The following is a 23675-nucleotide window of genomic DNA, read 5'->3' on the forward strand; positions in this document are numbered from 1 at the left end:
GGTTGATAGGTCAGAGGTGTAAGTGTGGTAACATATTTAGCTGACTGATACTAATAGGTCGAGGGCTTGACCAATAATAAAAATAATTCATATGCAATTTTCAGAGAATAAATTCTTTGAAAAATAAATAGTATATCTAGTGATGATGGCGTAGAGGAAACACTCCTTCCCATTCCGAACAGGAAAGTTAAGCTCTACAGCGTCGATGGTACTGCACGGGGGACTGTGTGGGAGAGTAGAACATTGCTAGGTAATGTGGCTCGATAGCTCAGTCGGTAGAGCAGAGGACTGAAAATCCTCGTGTCCCTGGTTCGATTCCTGGTCGAGCCACCAGGTATGGCGCCATAGCCAAGTGGTAAGGCAGAGGTCTGCAAAACCTTTATTCCCCAGTTCAAATCTGGGTGGCGCCTCCAAAAAAAACCTACAAGATTACTTGTAGGTTTTTTTATTTTGTAAATTTTTTGATGAACATTTGATAATAAAATTTAATTTATATACAATTTTAAAAAGATATCCACAAATAAAAACAAAATATCCACAGCAAAATTAAATCTGCATGTGGATATTTTAAATTTTTATAAATATTAAAATTTATATTAACTAAACATATCTTTTTTATATAAGATGAAAGCAGTGACTCCAGTTAAAAGTATTGTAAGGAACATAATAATTTCAAATCCATTAGGATTATCTTGCAATGGTAATGTAACATTCATACCGAATATACCACCTATAATAGTTGGTATAGCCATTAATATAGTAACAGATGCTAATACCTTCATTACAATATTAAGATTATTAGATATTACAGAAGCAAAGAAATCCATAGTACTAGATAAAATGTTGCTATAAATATCTGTCATTTCTATAGCCTGTTTATTTTCTATTATTACATCTTCTAAAACATCTTGATCATCCTCATATTTTTGCATAATTTCTAGTTTTAACATCTTTTCAAGAGTTACTTCATTTGCTTTAAGAGATGTAGAGAAATAAACAAGAGATTTTTCTAATGAATGTAGTTGTATAAGTTCTCTATTTTTCATAGATTTATGAAGTCTTTTTTCAATCATTACACTTTTTTTATCAATTTGTCTAAGATAAATTAAATAATATGTAGATATTCTATTTAATATTTGAAGAATAAATCTAGATTTTTTAAAGGAAAAAAATGATTTTACCCTACCATTAATAAAATCTGTTAATATTCTACTATTTTTTAGACATATGGTTATTATTTCCTTGTCAGAATGGATAATTGCCAAAGGATATGTATCATAAGTCAATGAATTATCCTCCATTTCCGTAAAAGGTATATCTACTACTACTAATGTAAAGCCATCTTCAAAATCAATTCTCGAAGTTTCTTCATCATCTAAAGGGGCTCTTAAAAAAGTTAAAGGAACTCCAGTTTTTTTTGAAATTAGAATTAATTCTTCTTCGGAAGGAGCAACTATATTTATCCAACAGCCATTTTCGATACTGTCTAATACTTTTAATGATGAATTTGTTTCACTTATACTTTTGTATATTTGAATCATAAATATTACCTCGCTATTAATAAATCAATTATATATAAAGATTATATCACAATAAGCTAATATTAATGCTTAATAGTTAGAGTTATAAAGATATTTCAATATATTTATTAAATAATGGACAAGATAAACTAATAATACAAAATTCAAGGTTTGTAATTAGCTTTAGAAAGTTAGTATAATCAAAATATTGTTATATGAAATAATATAGATTATTTAGAGGAGTTCTTAATGATGCATAAGGAGATTAAAAGAGGTAAGAAAACTGTTGCAATAATTATATCCTTATTAACAATTACTGTAGCATTATACATACATCAATTTTCTAAAATGACCTTTGGAAAAAATATTACTGAAGAAATGGGACTAGAAGTTATTTTAGTAGTATTAACACTAATAGTGCTTATTAAAGAAACTAAAAAGTGTAAGATGGCGTATAAGTATTGCGTTATATCGGACAAGCTTATAATAAATAAAATAAATAGCAAAGTAGAAGAGAATGTTGAAAGTTTAAAGATAAAAGATATAATTTACATTGGAGAAAAATCTAATGTTCCTAAAGAATATAGTAAATGTAAGTGTAGTAGACACTATATTAGAAAATTTGATAAAAATAAAAAGTTTTTATGTATATATAGAAAGCAAGGAAAGATATATAAATTTATTTTTGAGCCTAGTGACGCTTTAGTGGCTCGTATAAAGCATTCAATATAAAATAAATAAGAAAAAGTGAGATAGCAATACACTATCTCACTTTTTGTTTTAGTAATTAGAAAATATAATATATTAATATTAGTAGAATTAAAAAATTAGAGAAAAATATAATTAGACAAGTATAGAGTGTAAATAATAGGACAGAATTAATTAATAAAGGGAGGAGATTATTATGAATATAAATAACAAAGATATATGGAGAGAACCTAAAAAGTATTGCATAATATGTGAGAAAGAAAGTAAAAATAGTGGAATTGAAATAATGAACAGTTTTATTTGTGAAGAATGTGTACAAAAAATGAATATTATAGATGTTAATAGCAAGGAATACGAGAGTATAAAAGATAAAGTAAAAAAAGCTATAGCATCAAAGGTCTTAAATTTAAAAGATTTAGAATAATAAATCTAGTTAAGAAAGTGAAAGAGTAACTTAAAGCTATAGTCATATGGTATAATTTAAGAAAAAAACAATTCTAACTATTAAGGAGGATGAAAACATGGGCAAAATATTTTGCTTAATGGGAAAGAGTAATTCTGGAAAAGATACTATATTTAAAGAATTAATGAAAGATAAAGGGTTAGAACTAAAAGCAATTGTATCATATACTACAAGACCTATAAGAAGTAATGAATGTAATGGACGAGAATATTACTTTATTGATGAGATAACTTTAGAAAAGTATAGAAAAGAAGGAAAAGTGATAGAAGAAAGAAATTATAATACTGTTCATGGTGTATGGTATTATTGCACTATAGATGATAAACAAGTTGATATAGAAGAAAATAATTATCTATTAATAGTTACATTAGAGGCTTATAAAGATATTGCATTATATTTTGGTGAAGAAAATGTAATTCCATTTTATATCGAATTGGATGATGGGGTTAGATTAGAAAGAGCTTTAAAGAGAGAAAGAGCAGAGAAATATCCTAATTACAATGAGTTATGTAGAAGATTTTTAGCTGATAGTCAAGATTTTAGTGATGAAAAATTAAAAGCATATAACATCAAGAAATCTTATGTAAATGATAATTTATCAGAGTGTATAAATACTATAAAAAAAGATATGTTAGAATTAATGATTAATTAAATCTTATAATAATTCATTATATGTTACAGAGAAATATAATTAGAAGATTATAAAATATTGTAAAAACGATAATTTAATATCTATATAAGATATAAATGATGAGATTTAATAGTATAAAAAATATATAATATTGAATAAGAGTTGTTTGAAATTAAGTTATTTAATAGGAAAAAATAATATTAATTTTAAACAACTTTTTAGTTAAAAAAGAGAATTAGTTTTTAAGAAAGGTTAGATAGAAATAGATATATGGGTTTTTGTATATTATTTATATAAATAGTGAAAAATAAATAATTATTAAATTATATTTATAAATAAAGTTTCATTTTTGTAAAGTAATAATAAGGTAATCTTAAATAGAAAAAATTATTAGAAAGAATAGTAGAATATAACGATAAATTTTTATATAATAAATTATTTAAAGAGAAAATTTAGTAAATTATTATGTATTTATGATAAAATATAATAGAATAAATTATTAATTTATTAGTGGAGGTATGTGGTATGAAGTTGGTATTGGCTATAGTTCAAGACGATGATGCTATAGATTTAATTGAGGAGCTTACCGATAATAATTTTAGAGTAACTAAGTTAGCTACAACTGGGGGATTTTTAAAATCAGGTAATACAACTTTAATGATAGGAGTTGAAAAGGAAGTCGTTAAAGATGTTGTTAAGGTAATTGAAGATGTATGCAAGAGAAGAAAAGAGATGGTGTCAGCACCTAATCCAAGCACTATTGGAAGTGGTTCAGGAATGTATATGCCTTATCCAATTGAAGTTGAGGTTGGTGGAGCTACAGTATTTGTTTTAGATGTTGATCAGTTTTATAAAGTATAAATAAGTTAATAAGGAGGTGATTGTATGAGAAAATTTATAGGATATGAGACTTTAATTAATAACTTTAGAAATAGATGTATGAATAATACTCTTTCTCATGCTCACCTCATAGCAGGAGAAGATGGTATAGGAAAAAGCAAATTGGCAAATATATTAGCTAAATTAATATTAAATGGTGAGCTTGATAGAGAGTATGTTGATATTATAAATTATAGAAGTAATAAAGCTTCTTTTGGAGTAGATGATGTAAGAAATATAATTGAAGAAGTATCTAAAAAACCTTTTGAGGGAGATAAAAAGGTAATTATAATACATGAAGGAAATAAATTAACTACTCAGGCTCAAAATGCACTTTTAAAAACTATAGAAGAACCACCAGTAGGAGTTCACATAATAATATTATGTGAAAGTTTAGAATTAATTTTAGACACTATAAAATCTAGATGTGAAATTTATAAACTGACTCCTTTAACTAAGGAAGAATTATATGAATACATAAGAATTAAAGAGTTTAATTATAATGAAAATGAAATAAAATCTGCTATTGCATTTAGTGAAGGAATTCCAGGACGAATAGATAGATATTTTAATGATGATACTTTAAAAGAACTTAGAAGTAAAATAATAGATTTAATAAAAGACTTAAATAAAAATAATGTTGAAATTATATTACAACATGAAGAAAAGTTAAGTGGATTAAAGGATAATAAGGAAGAAGTATTAAATATTTTAGGTGGATTTATAAGGGATATATTAATACATAAGGAAGTTGAAAATAAGGAATTTATCATAAATGGAGATAAATTTGATGATATAAATGAGCTTACTAAAGAAATGTCATTTAGAAAGCTGAATAATATGATAATGACGATAGAAGAAGCAAGGAAAAACATTAAGAGTAATGTTAGCTGGGCAATGACATTACGTGTAATGTTAATGGGCTTTATGGAGGGTTAATAATGATAAAAGTAGTCGGGGTTAGATTTAAAAAGGCTGGGAAAATATATTATTTTGATCCAGCAGATATGAATATACAAAAAGATACTTATGTAGTAGTTGAAACTGCAAGAGGTATCGAATTTGGAGAATGTGTAATTGGAATAAAGGAGATAAGCGAAAAGGATATAGTTGCACCATTAAAAAGTGTTTTAAGAATAGCTACAGAAGAGGATATTAATAAGCATTTTAAGAATAAGGATAAAGAAAAAGATGCATTTGATATTTGTTTAAAGAAAATTCAGGAACATGAGTTAACTATGAAACTTATAGATGTAGAATATACATTTGATAATAATAAAGTAATATTCTATTTTACTGCTGATGGAAGAGTTGATTTTAGAGAATTAGTTAAGGATTTAGCTACAATATTTAAAACACGTATTGAGCTAAGACAAATTGGTGTAAGGGATGAGGCTAAAATGCTTGGAGGTCTTGGACCATGTGGAAGACCAATGTGTTGTTCAACATTTTTGGGTGATTTTGCTTCTGTTTCTATAAAGATGGCAAAAGAACAAAACTTATCTCTTAATCCAACAAAGATTTCAGGTATTTGTGGAAGACTTATGTGCTGTTTAAATTATGAGCAAAGTACTTATGAGGATATTAGAAAGAGAATGCCTAAAGTAGGTTCAATTGTTAAGACTAGTGAAGGAACTGGAGAAGTATTCTCAAATAATACAGTTAAAGAAAGTGTTAAAGTTAAGCTTAGAAAAGGCGAGGAAGAAATTCTAAAAGAGTTCAAAATAGAAAATGTTGAACTTATAAAAGGACATTATGAGGATTCTATAGATGATGATGATATAAAATTAGAGATAGAGTCAGAAGAGGATAGAAAGCTAATTAAAGATCTTATAAAGGGGAACTAAGGAGGAAAATTAATGAAATCACTAGTTAGAATTTATAATTTAACTACACATGATGATATTATTAATATTAGAAATGTGGTTAGTAATTATGAAGGTATTCTTGCGTGTGAAATTAATTTAAATAAAAAAGAAGTTAGTATAGTATATGATAGTTTAAGTGTGTCTATAGACGAAATAATAACTTCTATTGAGAATACAGGATATATGGTAATTTAGCTTAAAAGAATTTATGGAGAAATAACGTATTAACTTTCCCTTTAAAAAGAAAAACTTGTATGATAAAATAATAGTGGTATTAATTAAATATGGGGGAGGTGTTTTTAATGGCATATTCAATTAATGATTCATGTGTTAACTGTGGTGCTTGCGCAGCAGAATGTCCAGTTAATGCTATAAGCCAAGGGGATACTCAATTCGTTATTGATGCAGATACTTGTATCGATTGTGGGAACTGTGCAAATGTTTGTCCAGTAGGAGCTCCAGCTGAAGCTTAATAAAATTTTAGAGTCGTCAATTTTGACGGCTCTTTTTTTTGTAAAAATATTTAACTTGTAATAATTGCACAAGGTTTAAGAAAAATAAATTCGGAGACAATAGGAGGTAGTAATAGCAATTATTATTAGTCTAACATACATTAGTATATTTACCTAAAAATAAAAGAATTATTAACATAGACATCAAAAAAAAAATTATATATAATTAAAGTCAAATAAGGTCAAAGTACGTTTAGGAAGGTGAAATTGTGGCAAGAATTTCAGATGTAATAGCTCAATTTATTAATGACATGATAGAAGATGAAAAAAATAAGGAGGTAATTATTCAAAGGAATGAGTTAGCGGATAAGTTTAATTGTGCACCATCTCAAATTAATTATGTTTTAACAACTAGGTTTACTACTGAAAAGGGATATTTAATTGAAAGTAGAAGAGGTGGTGGAGGATATATAATAATCAGAAGAGTAGAATATAATAGTAAGGAAAAACAATTAGATGCAATAAATAAAGCAATTGGAAATAGTTTAACTTATAATGCAGCGGTATTATTAATAGAACATTTATATGATACAAAATTAATAACTAAGAGAGAACTTGAAATTATTAAGATGTCTATAAATGATAGAACATTAGGAGTTGCTGAAGATAGAAATAAGCTGAGATCAGAAATACTTAAGGGTATTATAATGGTTATTTTATCATAATAATTATAATAGATATAAGAAAAATAATTATGGTAAAAAGGGTTGGGTCATATTTATAGAATATAGTAATAATTTGTATAGCAATCTATATTAAATTATATTTGGAGGTGGCACTATGATTTTTGGGAGGTTTACAGAAAGAGCACAAGTTGTTTTAGTGGAAGCACAACAAGAGTCTCAAAATTTTAAACATGGGTATATTGGTACTGAACATGTTTTGTTAGGAATATTAAAAGAAAATGGGTATGCAGGTCAACTTTTAGCTGGTAAAGGAATTACTATCGAGAAGGTAAGAAAGATGACTGAAGATTATTTAGGATTCGGAGATGATGAAGTTTCTAATGGAGAAATGTTATTAACTCCAAGAGCTAAGAGATTATTCGATGATAGTTTAGATATAGCAAGAAAGTATGGGCATAGTTTTATAAATCCAGAACATATATTAATGGCCCTTGTAAATGAAGGAGAAGGAGTTGCTTATACTATTTTAACAAGTGGCAAAATTGATTTAGCAGCAGTTAAGCAGGAGTTAGATAAATATATATCTGGAAATGAGCTTAGAGAGAATAAAAAATCTATACAAAAAGAGAAAAAGCAAAATAAAACACCAGTATTAGATCAATATAGTAGAGATTTAACGCAAAGTGCAAGAGAAGGAAAATTAGATCCGGTTATAGGAAGAGATGAAGAAACTCAAAGAGTATTAGAGATTCTTTGTAGGAGAATAAAAAATAACCCTTGCTTAATAGGTGAACCAGGTGTTGGTAAGACTGCTATAATAGAAGGATTAGCTCAAAAAATAGTATCAGGAGATGCACCAGAGAGCCTAAGAGATAAAAGACTTTTGATATTAGATATTACATCAATGATTGCTGGAGCTAAATATAGAGGTGAGTTTGAAGAACGTTTAAAAAAAGTAATGAATGAATTAAAAAATGAAGAGGATATAATAATTTTTATAGATGAAATTCATACCATAGTTGGTGCTGGAGGGGCAGAAGGAGCTATTGATGCTTCTAATATACTAAAGCCAGCATTAGCTAGAGGAGAAATAAAATGTATAGGTGCCACAACAATTGATGAATATAGAAAGCATATAGAGAAGGATGCTGCTTTAGAGAGAAGATTCCAAACTGTTAATGTAGAACCACCAACTAAGGATGAAACTCTAAATATTTTATTTGGATTAAGAGACAAATATGAATCTCATCATAAAGTTAAAATTACAGATTCAGCTTTATATATGGCAGTTGATTTAGCAGATAGATATATAAATGATAGATATATGCCAGATAAGGCAATTGACTTAATAGATGAAGCAGCTGCCAAGGTTAGAATTTCAAGGTTAACTCTTCCACCGGAAATTAAGCAAAGAGAATTAGATATAGAAAAAGTCATTAGTGAAAAAGAAGACTCTATAAGAAATCAAGATTTTGAAAAGGCTGCAAGTTTAAGAGATAAAGAAAAACAATTAAAAGAAGAATTTGAAAAAATTAAAAATGAATGGAGAACTCATAGTTGTACAGAAGTCCAAATAGTTGATGAAGATGATATTGCAAAGGTAGTAGCTATTTGGACTAAAGTTCCAGTAGAGAAATTAACAGAAAAAGAATCAGATAAGCTTTTACATTTAGAAGATACATTAAGAAAAAGAGTTGTTGGGCAAGAGGAAGCTATAAAGGCACTAACTAGAGCTGTAAAAAGGGCTAGAGTTGGGTTGAAAAATCCTAATAGACCAATAGGAACATTTATTTTCTGTGGGCCTACTGGCGTTGGAAAAACAGAGCTTTGTAATGTTCTAGCAGAGGTTATGTTTGGAAAGGTAAGTAATTTGATTAGAATTGATATGTCTGAATATATGGAAAAGCATTCTGTATCAAGATTGATAGGAGCTCCTCCTGGATATGTAGGATATGAAGAGGGTGGGCAATTATCAGAGGCTGTTAGAAGAAAACCTTATTCAGTAGTGTTATTAGATGAAATTGAAAAAGCACATCCAGATGTATTTAATATTTTGCTTCAAATAATGGAGGATGGAAGATTAACAGATGGAAAAGGAAAAACTATAGATTTTAAAAATACAATAGTTATTATGACATCTAACGTAGGAGCTCAAAAAATAAAGAGTCAAAGAAGAGTTGGGTTTGATACTGCAGCAAATTCAACATTTGCAGAATATGAAAAAATTAAAGATATAGTATTAGAAGAGTTAAAAACAGCATTTAAACCTGAATTCTTAAATAGGGTAGATGATACTATAGTATTTAATCAACTTAAGGAAGAGGATACACTAGAAATAGTAAATATAATGCTTAAGGATACTATTAATAGGTTAAAAGAAAAAAATATTGATTTAATTTATGATGAAGATTTAAATAAATTCCTTGTTACTAAAAATAAAAATTTAGAATTTGGAGCTAGACCATTAAGAGGAATAATAAATAGAGAAATAGTAGATAAATTAAGTGATGAACTATTAAAAGGTGAAATTAAGATGGGAGATAAGTTAAAGGTTGAATGTAAAGAGGAAGGATTGATTTTTCACACAGATAGAAGTTAATAAATATATCAATTAGTATTTTATATAATTAATAATGAAATGGATTGTTAAATTGAAGAGGTAAGTGTGCAGCCTTAAATAATTAACAATCCATTTCTATTTTTTTAAAGATAAAAATGGTCTTAATAAATATATATTCATAAGGGAAAAATAAATAAAAGTATTTGTAAGCTGAGGTGAAATTATGTTTAGTAATTTAGTAGGAGAAGAAAGAAAATTTCGCAATCTTATTAATGGACAATGGTGTAATAGTAAAAGTGAAAAATTTATTGAAATTAAATCTCCAAGTAATGAAGAGATAGTAGGACGAGTACCTGCAATGACAAAAGAAGAAGTTGATGAAGTTATAAAAGTTGCAGTTAATGCAAAGGATAAATGGAGAGAAACTCCTATTAATGAAAGGGCAAAAATATTATATAGAGCTGCAGATATATTGCAAGAACGTATAGTGGACTTAAGTGATATTTTAATACGTGAAGTTGCGAAGGATAGAAAAAGTGCAGAATCAGAAATAAATAGAACAGCTGATTTTATTAGATTTACTGCAGATATATCAAAAAGTATTTATGGAGAAAGCATACAAAGTGATAGTTTCCCTGGTTTTAATAAAAAAAAATTATCTATTGTTATAAGAGAGCCAATGGGAGTCGTTTTAGCAATATCACCGTTTAATTATCCTATAAATTTATCAGTATCTAAAATTGCGCCAGCATTAGTAGCTGGAAATACTGTAGTCTTAAAGCCAGCAACTAAAGGAAGTTTATGTGGTTTATATCTAGCTAAAATATTTCAAGAGGCTGGAATACCTGATGGAGTGTTAAATACTGTTACTGGAAGGGGAAGTGAAATAGGTGATTATATAGTGACTCATCCTTCTATAGATTTTATAAACTTTACTGGAAGTAGTGAAGTTGGTATGAGAATATCTAAGATAACTAATATGGTCCCACTATTGATGGAACTAGGAGGAAAAGATGCTGCAATAGTATTAGAGGACGCAGATTTAGAACTAGCTGCACGAGATATAGTAGATGGTGCATATTCTTATTCAGGTCAAAGATGTACAGCAGTAAAGAGAGTATTAGTAGAAGAAAATATAGCTGATAAATTAGTGGAAAAAATAAAAGCATTAGTAGAAAATTTAAAGGTTGGGAATCCTGAGGAAGAAAATGTTACAATAGTTCCTCTTATAGATGAAAAGGCTGCTGATTTTGTATGGGAACTTATAGAGGATGCTAGAGATAAAGGAGCACATTTAATATTAGGTGCTAAACGAGAAAAAAATATTATATATCCAACTTTGTTTGACTATGTTACAACAGATATGAGGCTAGCATGGGAAGAACCATTTGGTCCAGTATTACCAATAATAAGGGTAAAAGATAAGGATGAAGCAATAAGAATAGCTAATGAATCTCAATATGGATTACAATCATCTGTATTTACTAATAATTTAGATGATGCTTTTTATGTAGCAGATAAATTAGAAGTTGGAGCAGTTCAAATAAATAATAAGACTGAAAGAGGGCCAGATCATTTTCCTTTTTTAGGTGTTAAATCATCTGGAATAGGGGTACAAGGAATAAAGTATTCAATTGAATCCATGACAAGAAGAAAGGGAATTGTAATGAATTTAAAAAAGTAAGGTACTTTACCTTACTTTTTTAAATTCATTATATAATATAGTATTATTTTATAGAATTTTCATCATTCAAATTAGAGTTTATAACCATATTGTCTATAGAATCAACAGGATAATTATCTAGAGAGTCATTAGATAAATTTTTAGGTGTATAGTCATTAAGAATATTTTTAGAAGGAACATTATATAAATAAGATTTATCTATCAAAATACCATCTCCTTGTAATTTATATAGATAGCATTTCCAAATAATAAATAAATATGCATATTTTTTATAAAAACTTTGAAAATGGTATAGACAACTATATATATATCATATAATGATGTTGGGAGTGATAATATGATACATAAAAATAGTCTAATACCAGTATATTAACTATAGAAAAAAGTATAAAAATAAGCCATAAGACTTACTTAATAATCTTATGGTTTATTTTTATATTTTTTATATTTTTTATATTTTAAGTATGTTATATTATATAGAGTAAATTGGAGTTTAATATATAAAAATAGATAGAGTGGTGAAGAGTATGGCGAAGATAAAATCAGTATTTATATGTCAAGAGTGTGGATATGAATCACCAAAATGGATGGGAAAATGTCCAGATTGTAGCAACTGGAATACTTTTACTGAGGAGCAAGTTGTTCAACAGAATAAGGCTACAAAAGAAGCAATAAAGGTAAGACAATTATCTAAAAAACCAATTAAAAAATTATCTGAAGTTACTTCAAGTAAAAGTGATAGAATTGTAACTGGAATAAGTGAATTTGATAGAGTAATGGGAGGCGGGATTGTTAAGGATTCCATTACTATAATAACAGCAAGACCAGGGGCAGGAAAATCAACCTTACTATTGCAAGTTGCAGATAATATTGCTAGGGGTGGGCATAAAGTTATTTATGCATCTGGAGAAGAAAGTGATAGTCAAATTAAAAATAGAGCGGATAGAATTTTAGATAAAATTAACGATAATATTTGGGTTGTTCAAGAAACCAGTATGGATAATGTTGTAGACGCTGTTAATGAGATAGACCCAGATTTATTGATAATAGATAGTATACAGACTTTTACTATGGAGAATTCATTACCAGCAAGAGCTGGATCTCCTACGCAAACAATGGAGTGTGCTAATGAGCTGTTAAGAATTGCAAAGGATGATAAGAGGCAAAGAGCAGTAATTATAGTTGGTCAGATGACTAAAGCTGATGAATTAGCTGGTCTTAGAGCATTAGAGCATTTAGTTGATACTGTATTAATTATAGAGTGTGATACTGATGAAGAATTAAGAGGATTAGTTAGTTCTAAAAACAGATTTGGAAGTACAGGTGAGACTGGATTTTTTCAAATGTCTGAAAAAGGAATGCTGTCTATTGATAACCCATCAGAATTTTTTATGACTAAAAGAGAAGAAGGCGAAATAGTATCAGGAAGTACATTAACGGTTATAAAGGAAGGATCTAGACCTATAATTACAGAAGTAGAGAGTTTAGTTTCGAAAACATTTACTCCGTATCCCACTAGAATAGGTGAAACATTGGGAAAAGATAAATTAAATACTTTAATATCAATTTTAGAGCAAAGAGGTGGAATCAATCTTTATGATAAAAATGTTATTATAAAGACTACAGGTGGAATGCGAATAAAAGAACAAGGTATTAATTTGGCTGTAATTATGAGTATAGTCTCATCTGTAAAACAAAGGGGAATAGAGGCAAATGTTGCGTTTATAGCAGATGTTGGTTTAACAGGAGAACTAAAGAAGGTTCCATCTATAGAAATAAGAGTTAAAGAGTTAGCAAGAATGGGATTTAAAAAGGTATATGTGGCTAAGGATTCTTTTAATAAAGAAGTAAAAATACCTAATATAAAAATAATGTCAATGAAAACTCTAAATGATGTTATAGCAGATGTATATAAATAAGTGTAAAATATAATTATTATAGAAAGTATGTGAAAATAACAGATTAGGTGATTAGCATGAGAATTAAGGATGATAACGAAATAAAAAATATATTAAAAATAGTTAGTCCTGGAACAAATTTAAGGGAAGGACTAGAAAATATTTTAAGAGCTAAAACTGGTGGATTAATAGTTTTAGGGGATTCTGAAGATGTAATGAATATAGTAGATGGTGGCTTCAATATAAATTCAGAGTACACTCCAGCATATATTTATGAGTTAGCTAAAATGGACGGAGCTATAGTATTAAGTCAGGATTTAAGAAAGATAGTTTGTGCTAATGCACAATTATTACCTGATCCATCTATAACAACCTATGAAACGGGAACAAGACACAGAACTGCACAAAGAATAGCAAAGCAAACGGATACTATAGTTGTTGCTATATCTCAAAGAAGAAATATTATTACAATATATAAAGGTGATATAAAATATGTATTACAAGATACTAGTGTAATATTAGCAAAAGCCAACCAAGCTGTTCAAACTTTGGAGAAATACGTTAATGTTCTAGAAAGAGTTATAAATAATTTGAATATTTTAGAGTTTCAAGATTTAACAACTGTTTTTGATGTAGTAACTGCAATTCAAAGAACTGAAATGGTGATGAGGATAGTTGAAGAAATAAAAAGGTACATTTTAGAATTAGGTAATGAAGGTAGACTTATTTCTATGCAACTTAATGAATTAATAAGATATATAGAGAGAGATGGAATCCTTTTAATTAGAGATTATTGTGGAGAAAATACAGATCACAATAGTATATATAAAGATATTCAAAAGTTAAATTCAGAAGAGTTAGTAGACTTGGAAATTATTGCGAAAGTACTTGGCTTTGGTGGTGTATCGTTAGTAGATATGTTAATTTCGCCAAAGGGATATAGAATATTGTTTAAAATTCCAAGAATTCCAACTAACGTAATTGAAAATTTAATAAAGCATTTTGATAAATTGAAATATGTAATTGCTGCAAGCAAAGAAGAGCTGGATCAAGTTGAAGGTATAGGTGAAGCAAGAGCTACAGCTATAAGAAGTGGATTAAAGAGAATAAAAGAGCAAATTCATTTAAAGAAAGAAATTTAATAAATTTTTGGAATATTAATAAGAATATTGGCAAAAATATATAAGCAGGTGTAAACCTGCTTATATATTTATCTAAAGGTAAATTTACCTAGGGTAGTAATTTTATCGCTTTCTTTTAATAGAACATCGTAAAGATTTATATCAAGAATATTACAAAGAGAAGTAAGATAAAATAAGTTATTACCAATCTCTCTTTCTATAACTTCACGGCAGTTTTCACATAAGCAACCATCCATATGAGTTTTTAAACACTCAGATAAATCTTCCAATGAGTTGTCTTCATTTGGCAGACATTGCTTTTTTGCATTTATCTCAATGCAACCACAGTTTGTAACAGCTTTGGCTACTGCTCTGTTAACTCTAGAACTAGATTCAGTATACTTGGTTAGAATATCTAGAATACTTTTGTGTCTTAATAGAGATTCACTAACATCATTTTGAAAGCTATCAAATATAATGTCTTTCATTTGCCTCAACTCCTTAGAAATATAATCCTTATATAAATTATAAGTATTTTCAGACAATTTTGTCAATACAACCCCTGGTTGCATTGTTTAATATTATAATAAACAACCTATAAATATTTTGATAGGGGGTATTAATGTTAAATTTTATTTTTAAAATTTAAATACTTGTAATAGTAATAGTAATATTATGGTATAATAAAAATGGTTATTTATAACTATTCTGTATAGCTTTTAAATAGGAGGTGAGTTTATGTTTAAAAAATCTCTAAAGATAATTTTTACTCTTTTGGGATTAGTTATTGGATATATTGTTTGTGAAGGAATATTAACTATTAGTAGAGGATTTAAAATTAATATTATTAAAGGTGTAATAGCAACAACTATATTTTATATTTTTTGTATGTTATTATTTGGAATTATTTTTTATCTTATTTCACCAGGATTATATAAATGGATATCAAAGATCATAGATAAAATGGAAAAAAGCATTCAAAGATTAAGTGCTCAAGAATTAATTTTTGGGAGTTTGGGAACCTTAATAGGATTAATTATTGCAGCATTTATAGGCGCACCTTTTTCAGGAATATTTTCAGGGATACATCCTGCTATAGGGCCTATAATATTTGTGTTACTAGAATTAATAGCGGCAATAATTGGAGCAGAAATATTTATAAAAAAGAAGGATGATATTTCTTCAACTTTATCTATTTTTAAAAAGAATAATTTAAGAGAAAAAGATAAGGAAAAGAAAAGTAAGAGTATTGCGAAGAGTAGTGCAAAGGTATTAGATACATCAGCTATAATCGATGGTAGAATTTTTGATTTATGTAAAACAGGATTTATAGAAGGTACCTTAGTTATACCAAGTTTTGTTTTAGATGAACTTCGTCATATATCAGATTCTTCAGATTCATTAAAAAGAAATAGAGGAAGAAGAGGATTAGATATACTAAATAAAATTCAAAAAGAATTAGAGATTGAGACTGAAATTTGGGAAGGTGACTTTAAAGAAATTGCTGAAGTTGATAGTAAATTATTAAAATTAGCTCAAAAATTAGGTGGAAAGGTTATAACTAATGACTTTAACTTGAATAAAGTTGCAGAATTTCAAGGTGTACCTGTTTTAAATATAAATGATTTAGCTAATGCAATAAAACCAGTAGTTCTCCCAGGAGAAGAAATGAAGATTGTAGTTATAAAAGATGGTAAAGAATCAGCTCAAGGAATTGGATATCTAGATGATGGAACTATGATTGTAGTTGAAGGTGGAAGAAAGTTTATTGGAGAAGAAATCTTTGTAATAGTTACATCTGTTCTGCAAACTTCTGCTGGAAGAATGATATTTGCAAAACCAAAGGAAAATTAAAGGAGAAATTTAATGATAAGTGCTATTATTTTAGCTGGAGGAAAAGGAAAACGAATGAATTCCTCTATAAGTAAGCAGTTTATTGAAATAAAGGGAAAACCTATTATTTATTATACAATTAAGAAATTTAATGATAATAAAAAAATAGATAATATAATAGTTGTTTTATCACAAGAAGAAATAGAATATTTTAAAGAAAATATTTTAAAAAAATATGATCTTAAGGTTGATAAAATTGTTGTTGGTGGTGCTGAAAGACAGGATTCAGTATATAATGGGCTTAAAAGTTTAGAAAATAGTGAAACTGATATAGTACTAATTCATGATGGAGCAAGACCATTTATTTCAGATAGAATAATAGATGAGGGAATAAAATACGCAGCTATTTATGGCGCATGCGCACCGGGTGTAATGCCGAAAGATACTATAAAGATAAAAGATGAAAATAATTTTTCGATTAATACCCCAAATAGAGAAACTCTAGTATCAATTCAAACACCTCAGGTTTTTAAGTTTAGTGAGATTTTAGAATGCCATAAAAAAGTGCAAATAGATAAATTAGTAGTTACTGATGATACTATGGTAGCTGAAAAGTATGGTAATAAGGTATATCTTTATGATGGAGAATATACGAATATTAAGGTTACAACACCAGAAGATTTAATTTTAGGGGAAAAGCTTATTTAATTTCAATTCCATTATATTGACATAGTTTTTTGAAGATTATATAATTAATTAATCAAAAAAATATATTACTTAAAGCAGTGACGAAGAATAGTAGAAATCGCCATTTCAGAGAGAAAATCCATTGGCTGTAAGATTTTCAATAGATTTTGAACCAGCTTTCGAGTTGTAGGTAAAAACTATCGGTTTAATACCGTTATCATTATTAAAGCACAAATTTAGGTGGTACCGCGGATATAAGTTCGCCCTAATTCTATATTAGGGGGAACTTTTTTTAGTTTATAGTAAAAAGTTATAAATTGATGAATAAAGCTAGTTTAAGAAGATTTTATAAATAAAAATTTATAAAACTCTATAAGGTGATATTAGAATAGCTTTTAACTATCTAAGGGTATAACCGTTAATAAATATGAAATTATAAACTTTAATAAAGAGTTTGGAGGAATAAATTATGAAAATGTCAAATATGTTAGTATCTACATTAAGAGAAGTACCAGCAGAAGCAGAAATAGATAGTCATAAGCTTATGCTTAGAGCAGGTATGATTAGAAAAATGGCTGCAGGTATTTATAACTATATGCCTATAGGTCTTAAGGTATTAAAGAATATTGAAGAAATAGTAAGAGAAGAAATGAATGCAGCAGGTGCACAAGAATTTTTAGCTTCAGCTGTATTACCAGCTGAATTATGGCAAGAATCAGGTAGATGGGACGTTTATGGAGATGAAATGTTCAGATTAAAGGATAGAAACAATAGAGATTTTTGTCTTGGACCAACACATGAAGAAGTATTTACTGATATAGCTAGAAATGAAATAAAATCATATAAGCAATTACCAGTAAATCTTTATCAAATTCAAACTAAATATAGAGATGAAAGAAGACCAAGATTCGGAATTATGAGATCAAGAGAATTTATAATGAAGGATGCTTATAGTTTTGATAAGGATCAAGCTGGATTAGATTTATCATATGATAAGATGCATGATGCATATGTAAAAATATTCAACAGATGTGGAATAGATGCTAAATGTGTTGCTGCTGATTCAGGTGCAATTGGTGGATCAAATTCAGCTGAATTTATGGTTAAATCAGAAGTTGGTGAAGATGACGTAGTATTCTGTTCAGCATGTGATTATGCTGCAAATATAGAAAAAGCAGAAGCAACACCAGAAAAAGCAGAAGTAGAAGAGTTATTAGAAATGGAAAAAGTGGCTACTCCAGATAGCAGAGGAATAGATGAAGTTTCAGAATTCTTGAGTGTATCTCCAAAGAAAACAGTTAAACTTTTAATGTTCAATATAGATGGAAAAATAGTTGGTGTAGTTGTTAGAGGAGATAGAGAAGTTAATGAAGTAAAAGTTGCTAATGCAGCAAATGCTTCAGGTGACATAGCTATGGCTTCTCATGAAGAGTATAAAAATGCAACTGGATGTGAAGTTGGATTTGGTGGGCCAGTAGGATTAAAAGTAGATTTATTATTAGTTGATGAAGAAGTTAAGTATATGTACAATATGATTCTTGGAGCTAATGAAACTGGATATCACTTAAAGAATGTTAACTATGGTAGAGATTTTGAAGGTACTGTAGGAGATTTCAGAAATATAGAAAGTGGAGAAAAATGTCCTGAATGTGGAGCTGAAGTTACTATAGCAAGAGGAACTGAAGTTGGTCATATATTTAAATTAGGAACTAAATATTCAGAAGCTATGAATGCTACATTTATAGATGAAAACGGAAAAAATACACCATTTGTAATGGGATGTTATGGAATAGGTGTTACAAGAACAATGGCATCTATAATTGAACAACACCATGATGAGAATGGTATAATATGGCCACTTTCAGTAGCACCATATCATGTTTCAGTTATTCCAGTAAATATTAAAGATGAAGCTCAAATGGAAATAGCTAACAAATTATATGAAGAATTAAGAAAAGTTGGTGTAGATGCTATATTAGATGATAGAAATGAAAGACCAGGAGTTAAATTTAAAGATTCAGAACTAATTGGAATTCCAATGAGAGTTACTGTAGGTAAAAAGATAACTGAAGGTGAAGTTGAATTTAAATTAAGAGATGGTGAAATGGAAGTAATAAAAATTGATGATGTTATTTCTATTGTAAAATCTCAATTTGAAAAGAATAATATAAGATTATAAAGTTTAAAAAATATAAAAAGGAGGGATTGTTAAATGAAAATATATAATTCTTTAACTAGAAAAAAAGAAGAATTTGTTCCACTAAAGCCAGGGAAAGTTAGCATGTATGTTTGTGGACCAACAGTTTATAACTATTTTCATATAGGGAATGGTAGAACATTTATCGTTTTTGATACTATAAGAAGATATATGGAATATAGAGGTTATGAAGTTAACTTTGTTCAAAATTTTACTGATATAGATGATAAGATGATAAACAAAGCTAATGAAGAAAATACAACAGTAAAAGAAATTGGTGATAAGTATATTTGTGAATATTACAAGGATGCTGATGGCCTTAATATTAAAAGAGCAACAACTAATCCAAGAGCTACAGAATATATTAGTGAAATAATTGACTTTGTTTCTGGATTAATAGAAAAAGGATATGCATATGAAGTAAATGGAGATGTTTATTTTAGAACTAAAAAGTTTGAAGGATATGGTCAACTTATTGGGCAAAATCTAGATGATTTACAAGCCGGAGCTAGAATAAATGTTGATGAGAGAAAAGAAGATCCAATGGATTTTGCTATTTGGAAGGCACAAAAACCAGGTGAACCTGCGTGGGAATGCCCATGGGGATTAGGAAGACCAGGATGGCATATTGAATGTTCATGCATGGCTAAGAAGTTACTTGGAGATACAATAGATATACATGCTGGAGGTATGGATTTAGCATTCCCTCACCATGAAAATGAAATTGCCCAAAGTGAAGCTTTAACAGGAAAGAAATTTGCAAACTATTGGATGCATGCAGCATTTTTAAATGTTAATAATCAAAAGATGTCTAAGTCTTTAAATAACTTCTTAACGGCAAGAGATGCATTAAAAGAATATGATGCAGATGTAATAAGATTTTTAATGTTATCAGGACATTATAGAATTCAGTTAAACTTTAGTAATGAGTTATTAGAATCAGCTAAGGCATCTGTTGAAAGATTATATAATGCTATAGGTAATTTAGAAAATTTAATATCAGAAGTTAAGAATGAAGAAATGACTGATGAAGAAATTAAATATCTAGAATCATTAGATACGTATAGACAAAGATATATTGAAAAAATGGATGATGATTTTAATACTGCAGATGCTATTTCAGTTCTATTTGATTTGATAAGAGATATTAATAGCAATATAGGAATTAACTCATCTAAAGAATTATGTGAAAAGGCTTTAGAGTTAATAAGAGAATTAGGTTTACCTTTGGGTATTTTACAAAAAACAACTAAGGCAGATTTAGAAGCTGAGGTTGAAGCTTTAATAGCTGAAAGACAACAAGCAAGAAAAGATAGAAACTTTGCTTTAGCTGATAAGATAAGAGATGAACTAAAGGCTAGAGGTATAGAGCTTTTAGACACTCCACAAGGGGTTAGATGGAAAAAAGTTGATTAATATATGTGACAAGTTATAGGTTGCAAATGGAAATTAAATTTTAAAGAAATTTACTGAGAGTTTTAAGATAATAAATAAAGTCAGCTATGCTGACTTTATTTATCTAAACTTACTATTTGCTAATATAGACTTGTCATTAATTTAATATAGGTTAATTTAAATATAATATCCGACTTGAGGCTATTATATTAATGAAGATACTTTTTATGGCTCATAAATATTAAGGAGATAATATATGTTGAAAGATTTAAGAACAAAAGAATTTACGGAGAAAGAGGCAAGACTTTTAAATCCATTACAATTAGCATTAGTAGGTGATGGAGTCTATGAACTTTTTATAAGAAATTCTATATTATCAAATAATCTTGAATTAAGTGCACATAAAATGCATGTTAAGGCTATAGGATACGTAAAAGCTAAAAGCCAATCTATTATAATGCATGAAATTGAAGATAAATTAACTGAAAATGAAAGTTATATATTTAAAAGAGGAAGAAATGCTAAATCGGCAACTGTGCCTAAAAATGCAGATGTAAGAGATTATAGAATGGCAACGGGGTTTGAGGCTCTAGTTGGATATCTATATTTGATTGGTGATACTGAAAGATTAGAATTCATATTTAATACTGCATTATCAATTGATTTACAACAAAAGTAAAGGAGAATATTCATGACAAAAAGAGAGAATCCAAGAAGAAAAGAAAGAGAATTTAATAAATTCCAAGAAAGAAGTAATAGGGGTTTTAGAAAAAAAGATGAAAATCAAGGTTTCAAAAGAGATTCAAGGGTATTAGCACCTGCAAAAGAAACTAATATTGATGCTATAAGAGAAGACCTAGTATTAGGAAGAAATGCTGTTATTGAGGCATTAAAAAGCGATAGAACTATTGAATGTTTATATGTGAGTAAAGGTGATTTAGAAGGCTCAATAAAGGTTGCATTAGGATTAGCAAAGGATAAAGGAATAGTAGTTAAGGAAGCTGATAGAAGAAAACTTGATACTATGTGTGAGGGATTAAGCCATCAAGGAATAGTAGCTAAAGTTACTCCATTTAAATATTGTGAAGTAAATGATATATTAGAAGCTGCAGAAAAGAAAGAGGAAAAACCGTTTATAATAATATTAGATGAAATAGAGGATCCTCATAATTTAGGATCTATAATAAGAACTGCTGAGCTTTGTGGAGTTCATGGAATTATTATACCTAAAAGAAGAAATGTTGGAGTAACATCTACAGTATATAAATGTTCTGCCGGAGCAATAGAACACATGAAAATTGCAAAAGTTACAAATATAAATGCTACTATAGACATGTTAAAGGAAAAAGGAATTTGGATATATGGTGCAGATATAGAAGGTAAGGATTATAGTTATAATACAGATTTTTCAGGACCATGTGCTTTAATAATAGGAAGTGAAGGAAAGGGAATATCAAGTTTAACTCTTAAAAAATGTGATTTATTAGTTAAAATTCCTATGGTAGGTAAAATTAACTCTTTAAATGCTTCAGTAGCAGGTGGTATAATGATGTATGAGGTATTAAAAGGTAGATTAACTAAATAGTTTAATACTAACAGAGGTTAAAAGTGAAATTTATTTTTATAGATGGATATAATGTAATAAATAGCTGGAGTATTCTAAAGAAAGAAAAAGAAATAAGTTTAGATAGTTCGAGACAGAAGCTTATTGATATTTTACATAACTATGGTGCAATTCATCAATGTAAAATTATGCTTGTATTTGATGGATATAGAGTAGCTGGAAATTTAGAAAATAAATATGAATACAACAAGAATCTTACAGTAGTTTTTACTAAAAGTGGAGAAACTGCTGATGCTTATATTGAAAGAGAGATACATAATATAGGAAGACGTTTTGAAGTTTCTGTAGTTACTTCAGATTCTCTAGAACAACAAACTATCTTTCAAAGAGGCGCAACTAGAATTTCAAGTATAGAATTTTATAATATGGTATTTGATACATCTGAAGACATAAAGAAAGCTAGTAGCAAAGTAAGTCAGTTAGAAAAAAGTACTGTACAAGATAATATTGATGACGATGTATTAAAAAAACTAGAGGCCATGAGACGTGGGTAAATATCAAGGTGTTTTAGGAAATGGAGGGGGATTTGTGAATAACAAAGATTATTCAAAGGAAATAGCAAGTGAATTTGAGGGTAAATTAGAAGAAGAAATAGTTATAGAAGCTAAAAATGGAAATGTGAGAGCACAAGAATATGTTATTTCTAAATACGAAGGCTTTGTGAAAGCAAAATCTAAATCATATTTTCTAATAGGCGCTGACAAAGAAGATATTTATCAAGAAGGCATGATAGGTCTATATAAAGCCATTAGAGATTTTAATTATGAGAAATCAACAACATTTAAGGCATTTGCAGAGTTATGTATAACAAGACAAATAATAACAGCAATAAAAACCGCTACAAGACAAAAGCATATACCTTTAAATACATATATTTCTCTTAATAAACCAGTATCAGAAGATGATTCAGAAAGAACACTTTTGGATATACTTTCTAGTATGAAGATTAGTGATCCAGAAGCACTTATTATAGGTAAAGAAGAAAAGGCACAGATAGAAGATGCTATTGCCAGAGTTCTTTCAGATTTAGAGATGGAGGTATTACAATCTTATTTGGATGGTAAGTCATATCAAGAAATTGCTTGTGATTTAGATAGACATGCAAAGTCTATAGATAATGCTCTCCAAAGAGTTAAAAGAAAGCTTGAAAAGTGCCTTTCTGACACAAAACAATAATAGTAAAATAATATTGACAAAAAAAACAAATGATAGTAAACTTTATAATTGGTATATTAAAGTGTAAGTCACTTTAATGCTCATGTAGCTCAGTCGGCAGAGCGTCGCCTTGGTAAGGCGGAGGTCGTCGGTTCAATCCCGATCATGAGCTCCATGAAGAATATAAATTAGTATGCAAACGCTAGGCAAAGTTTATTTAAAATAAGGAGGAATTACAAAATGGCAAAGCAAAAGTTCGAAAGAAGTAAACCACACGTAAATATCGGAACAATCGGTCACGTAGACCACGGTAA

General features: G+C 28.5%; 24 protein-coding genes, 3 tRNA genes and 2 rRNA genes. 26 read left to right on the plus strand and 3 right to left on the minus strand.

Features of this window, described 5'->3' with window-relative positions; all coding sequences use genetic code 11:
* From I2E98_RS08460 to I2E98_RS08475, 4 genes are all read left to right on the plus strand, one after another.
* Positions 1-74, plus strand: a 23S ribosomal RNA gene (locus I2E98_RS08460); the annotation flags it as partial.
* A gap of 61 nt (positions 75-135) precedes the next feature.
* Positions 136-252 (plus strand): 5S ribosomal RNA (rrf, locus tag I2E98_RS08465).
* 5 nt (positions 253-257) lie between these two features.
* Positions 258-333, plus strand: a tRNA-Phe gene (locus I2E98_RS08470).
* A 5-nt stretch (positions 334-338) separates the two neighbouring features.
* Positions 339-413 (plus strand) — tRNA-Cys (locus tag I2E98_RS08475).
* 183 nt (positions 414-596) lie between these two features.
* Here I2E98_RS08475 and I2E98_RS08480 read toward each other — a convergent pair.
* Positions 597-1541: a magnesium transporter CorA family protein gene (locus I2E98_RS08480; RefSeq protein ID WP_195468509.1), complete on the minus strand. Its 945-nt coding sequence runs from the start codon at positions 1539-1541 to the stop codon at positions 597-599.
* Between the two features lie 231 nt (positions 1542-1772).
* Here I2E98_RS08480 and I2E98_RS08485 point away from each other — a divergent pair, with 231 nt between their 5' ends.
* The 11 genes from I2E98_RS08485 (at position 1773) to I2E98_RS08535 (ending at position 11451) form a co-directional block, all read left to right on the plus strand.
* Positions 1773-2252, plus strand: coding sequence for a hypothetical protein (locus tag I2E98_RS08485; RefSeq protein ID WP_195468510.1), 480 nt, complete (start codon positions 1773-1775; stop codon positions 2250-2252).
* Positions 2253-2424: 172 nt separating this feature from the next.
* Positions 2425-2652, plus strand: coding sequence for a sigma factor G inhibitor Gin (locus tag I2E98_RS08490; RefSeq protein WP_195468511.1), 228 nt, complete (start codon positions 2425-2427; stop codon positions 2650-2652).
* A 97-nt stretch (positions 2653-2749) separates the two neighbouring features.
* Entirely contained in the window at positions 2750-3343 is a 594-nt protein-coding gene (locus I2E98_RS08495; RefSeq protein ID WP_195468512.1) for a guanylate kinase, read from the plus strand.
* Between the two features lie 504 nt (positions 3344-3847).
* Positions 3848-4183, plus strand: coding sequence for a cyclic-di-AMP receptor (locus I2E98_RS08500; protein WP_195468513.1), 336 nt, complete (start codon positions 3848-3850; stop codon positions 4181-4183).
* Positions 4184-4207: 24 nt separating this feature from the next.
* A complete protein-coding gene (locus I2E98_RS08505) occupies positions 4208-5140 on the plus strand; it encodes a DNA polymerase III subunit delta' (protein ID WP_195468514.1) in 933 nt (310 codons plus the stop codon).
* Between the two features lie 2 nt (positions 5141-5142).
* Entirely contained in the window at positions 5143-6048 is a 906-nt protein-coding gene (locus tag I2E98_RS08510; protein WP_195468515.1) for a stage 0 sporulation family protein, read from the plus strand.
* Between the two features lie 12 nt (positions 6049-6060).
* Complete coding sequence (locus tag I2E98_RS08515; protein ID WP_195468516.1) at positions 6061-6264, plus strand: heavy-metal-associated domain-containing protein; 204 nt, start codon at positions 6061-6063, stop codon at positions 6262-6264.
* Between the two features lie 107 nt (positions 6265-6371).
* Positions 6372-6542 (plus strand): 4Fe-4S binding protein, encoded by a 171-nt coding sequence (locus I2E98_RS08520; RefSeq protein ID WP_195468517.1) that lies wholly within the window; start codon positions 6372-6374, stop codon positions 6540-6542.
* Between the two features lie 248 nt (positions 6543-6790).
* Positions 6791-7246, plus strand: a complete 456-nt coding sequence (locus I2E98_RS08525) for a CtsR family transcriptional regulator (protein ID WP_195468518.1) — start codon at positions 6791-6793, stop codon at positions 7244-7246.
* Between the two features lie 115 nt (positions 7247-7361).
* The gene (locus tag I2E98_RS08530) at positions 7362-9806 is read left to right on the plus strand and encodes an ATP-dependent Clp protease ATP-binding subunit (protein WP_195468519.1); all 2445 of its coding nucleotides are present in this window, start codon (positions 7362-7364) and stop codon (positions 9804-9806) included.
* Between the two features lie 184 nt (positions 9807-9990).
* Positions 9991-11451 carry an NADP-dependent glyceraldehyde-3-phosphate dehydrogenase gene (locus I2E98_RS08535; protein WP_195468520.1) on the plus strand — a complete coding sequence of 487 codons (1461 nt, stop codon included), beginning with the start codon at positions 9991-9993 and terminating at the stop codon, positions 11449-11451.
* Between the two features lie 43 nt (positions 11452-11494).
* Here the strand turns inward: I2E98_RS08535 and I2E98_RS08540 are convergent, their stop codons facing one another.
* Positions 11495-11656: a hypothetical protein gene (locus tag I2E98_RS08540; RefSeq protein WP_195468521.1), complete on the minus strand. Its 162-nt coding sequence runs from the start codon at positions 11654-11656 to the stop codon at positions 11495-11497.
* Positions 11657-11978: 322 nt separating this feature from the next.
* On the opposite strand from I2E98_RS08540, the gene radA reads away from it, so the two are divergent.
* Both radA and disA read left to right on the plus strand, forming a co-directional pair.
* Positions 11979-13370: a DNA repair protein RadA gene (radA, locus tag I2E98_RS08545; protein WP_195468522.1), complete on the plus strand. Its 1392-nt coding sequence runs from the start codon at positions 11979-11981 to the stop codon at positions 13368-13370.
* Between the two features lie 56 nt (positions 13371-13426).
* The gene (disA, locus tag I2E98_RS08550; RefSeq protein WP_195468523.1) at positions 13427-14491 is read left to right on the plus strand and encodes a DNA integrity scanning diadenylate cyclase DisA; all 1065 of its coding nucleotides are present in this window, start codon (positions 13427-13429) and stop codon (positions 14489-14491) included.
* 68 nt (positions 14492-14559) lie between these two features.
* Here disA and I2E98_RS08555 read toward each other — a convergent pair whose 3' ends face one another.
* Entirely contained in the window at positions 14560-14958 is a 399-nt protein-coding gene (locus tag I2E98_RS08555) for a DUF1573 domain-containing protein (RefSeq protein ID WP_195468524.1), read from the minus strand.
* A 250-nt stretch (positions 14959-15208) separates the two neighbouring features.
* On the opposite strand from I2E98_RS08555, the gene I2E98_RS08560 reads away from it, so the two are divergent.
* From I2E98_RS08560 to I2E98_RS08600, 9 genes are all read left to right on the plus strand, one after another.
* Complete coding sequence (locus tag I2E98_RS08560; RefSeq protein WP_195468525.1) at positions 15209-16324, plus strand: PIN/TRAM domain-containing protein; 1116 nt, start codon at positions 15209-15211, stop codon at positions 16322-16324.
* A gap of 12 nt (positions 16325-16336) precedes the next feature.
* The gene (gene ispD / locus I2E98_RS08565) at positions 16337-17011 is read left to right on the plus strand and encodes a 2-C-methyl-D-erythritol 4-phosphate cytidylyltransferase (RefSeq protein ID WP_195468526.1); all 675 of its coding nucleotides are present in this window, start codon (positions 16337-16339) and stop codon (positions 17009-17011) included.
* Between the two features lie 448 nt (positions 17012-17459).
* Positions 17460-19169 carry a proline--tRNA ligase gene (locus I2E98_RS08570; RefSeq protein WP_195468527.1) on the plus strand — a complete coding sequence of 570 codons (1710 nt, stop codon included), beginning with the start codon at positions 17460-17462 and terminating at the stop codon, positions 19167-19169.
* 33 nt (positions 19170-19202) lie between these two features.
* Positions 19203-20603 carry a cysteine--tRNA ligase gene (gene cysS, locus I2E98_RS08575; protein WP_195468528.1) on the plus strand — a complete coding sequence of 467 codons (1401 nt, stop codon included), beginning with the start codon at positions 19203-19205 and terminating at the stop codon, positions 20601-20603.
* Positions 20604-20838: 235 nt separating this feature from the next.
* Positions 20839-21261, plus strand: coding sequence for a ribonuclease III domain-containing protein (locus I2E98_RS08580; RefSeq protein WP_195468529.1), 423 nt, complete (start codon positions 20839-20841; stop codon positions 21259-21261).
* A 12-nt stretch (positions 21262-21273) separates the two neighbouring features.
* Positions 21274-22167: a 23S rRNA (guanosine(2251)-2'-O)-methyltransferase RlmB gene (gene rlmB / locus I2E98_RS08585; protein WP_195468530.1), complete on the plus strand. Its 894-nt coding sequence runs from the start codon at positions 21274-21276 to the stop codon at positions 22165-22167.
* 23 nt (positions 22168-22190) lie between these two features.
* On the plus strand, positions 22191-22700 hold the full coding sequence (locus I2E98_RS08590) for an NYN domain-containing protein (protein WP_195468531.1): 510 nt from the start codon (positions 22191-22193) through the stop codon (positions 22698-22700).
* Positions 22701-22734: 34 nt separating this feature from the next.
* Positions 22735-23382 (plus strand): RNA polymerase sporulation sigma factor SigH, encoded by a 648-nt coding sequence (sigH, locus tag I2E98_RS08595; RefSeq protein ID WP_195468532.1) that lies wholly within the window; start codon positions 22735-22737, stop codon positions 23380-23382.
* Between the two features lie 78 nt (positions 23383-23460).
* Positions 23461-23536: transfer RNA gene (locus I2E98_RS08600), tRNA-Thr, on the plus strand.
* Positions 23537-23675 lie beyond the last annotated feature (139 nt).

The organism is Clostridium sp. D43t1_170807_H7 (genome assembly GCF_015555905.1).
Taxonomy (GTDB): domain Bacteria; phylum Bacillota; class Clostridia; order Clostridiales; family Clostridiaceae; genus Clostridium.

Bases quoted from the DNA above. Each gene is read 5' to 3' on its own strand.
- I2E98_RS08505 (WP_195468514.1), top strand. From the start codon at position 4,208: ATGAGAAAATTTATAGGATATGAGACTTTAATTAATAACTTTAGAAAT.
- I2E98_RS08560 (WP_195468525.1), top strand. From the start codon at position 15,209: ATGTTTAAAAAATCTCTAAAGATAATTTTTACTCTTTTGGGATTAGTT.
- ispD (WP_195468526.1), top strand. From the start codon at position 16,337: ATGATAAGTGCTATTATTTTAGCTGGAGGAAAAGGAAAACGAATGAAT.
- I2E98_RS08485 (WP_195468510.1), top strand. From the start codon at position 1,773: ATGCATAAGGAGATTAAAAGAGGTAAGAAAACTGTTGCAATAATTATA.
- I2E98_RS08515 (WP_195468516.1), top strand. From the start codon at position 6,061: ATGAAATCACTAGTTAGAATTTATAATTTAACTACACATGATGATATT.
- rlmB (WP_195468530.1), top strand. From the start codon at position 21,274: ATGACAAAAAGAGAGAATCCAAGAAGAAAAGAAAGAGAATTTAATAAA.
- I2E98_RS08495 (WP_195468512.1), top strand. From the start codon at position 2,750: ATGGGCAAAATATTTTGCTTAATGGGAAAGAGTAATTCTGGAAAAGAT.
- I2E98_RS08480 (WP_195468509.1), bottom strand. From the start codon at position 1,541: ATGATTCAAATATACAAAAGTATAAGTGAAACAAATTCATCATTAAAA.
- I2E98_RS08520 (WP_195468517.1), top strand. From the start codon at position 6,372: ATGGCATATTCAATTAATGATTCATGTGTTAACTGTGGTGCTTGCGCA.
- I2E98_RS08570 (WP_195468527.1), top strand. From the start codon at position 17,460: ATGAAAATGTCAAATATGTTAGTATCTACATTAAGAGAAGTACCAGCA.
- radA (WP_195468522.1), top strand. From the start codon at position 11,979: ATGGCGAAGATAAAATCAGTATTTATATGTCAAGAGTGTGGATATGAA.
- I2E98_RS08530 (WP_195468519.1), top strand. From the start codon at position 7,362: ATGATTTTTGGGAGGTTTACAGAAAGAGCACAAGTTGTTTTAGTGGAA.
- disA (WP_195468523.1), top strand. From the start codon at position 13,427: ATGAGAATTAAGGATGATAACGAAATAAAAAATATATTAAAAATAGTT.
- I2E98_RS08500 (WP_195468513.1), top strand. From the start codon at position 3,848: ATGAAGTTGGTATTGGCTATAGTTCAAGACGATGATGCTATAGATTTA.
- cysS (WP_195468528.1), top strand. From the start codon at position 19,203: ATGAAAATATATAATTCTTTAACTAGAAAAAAAGAAGAATTTGTTCCA.
- I2E98_RS08490 (WP_195468511.1), top strand. From the start codon at position 2,425: ATGAATATAAATAACAAAGATATATGGAGAGAACCTAAAAAGTATTGC.
- I2E98_RS08510 (WP_195468515.1), top strand. From the start codon at position 5,143: ATGATAAAAGTAGTCGGGGTTAGATTTAAAAAGGCTGGGAAAATATAT.
- I2E98_RS08580 (WP_195468529.1), top strand. From the start codon at position 20,839: ATGTTGAAAGATTTAAGAACAAAAGAATTTACGGAGAAAGAGGCAAGA.
- I2E98_RS08535 (WP_195468520.1), top strand. From the start codon at position 9,991: ATGTTTAGTAATTTAGTAGGAGAAGAAAGAAAATTTCGCAATCTTATT.
- I2E98_RS08555 (WP_195468524.1), bottom strand. From the start codon at position 14,958: ATGAAAGACATTATATTTGATAGCTTTCAAAATGATGTTAGTGAATCT.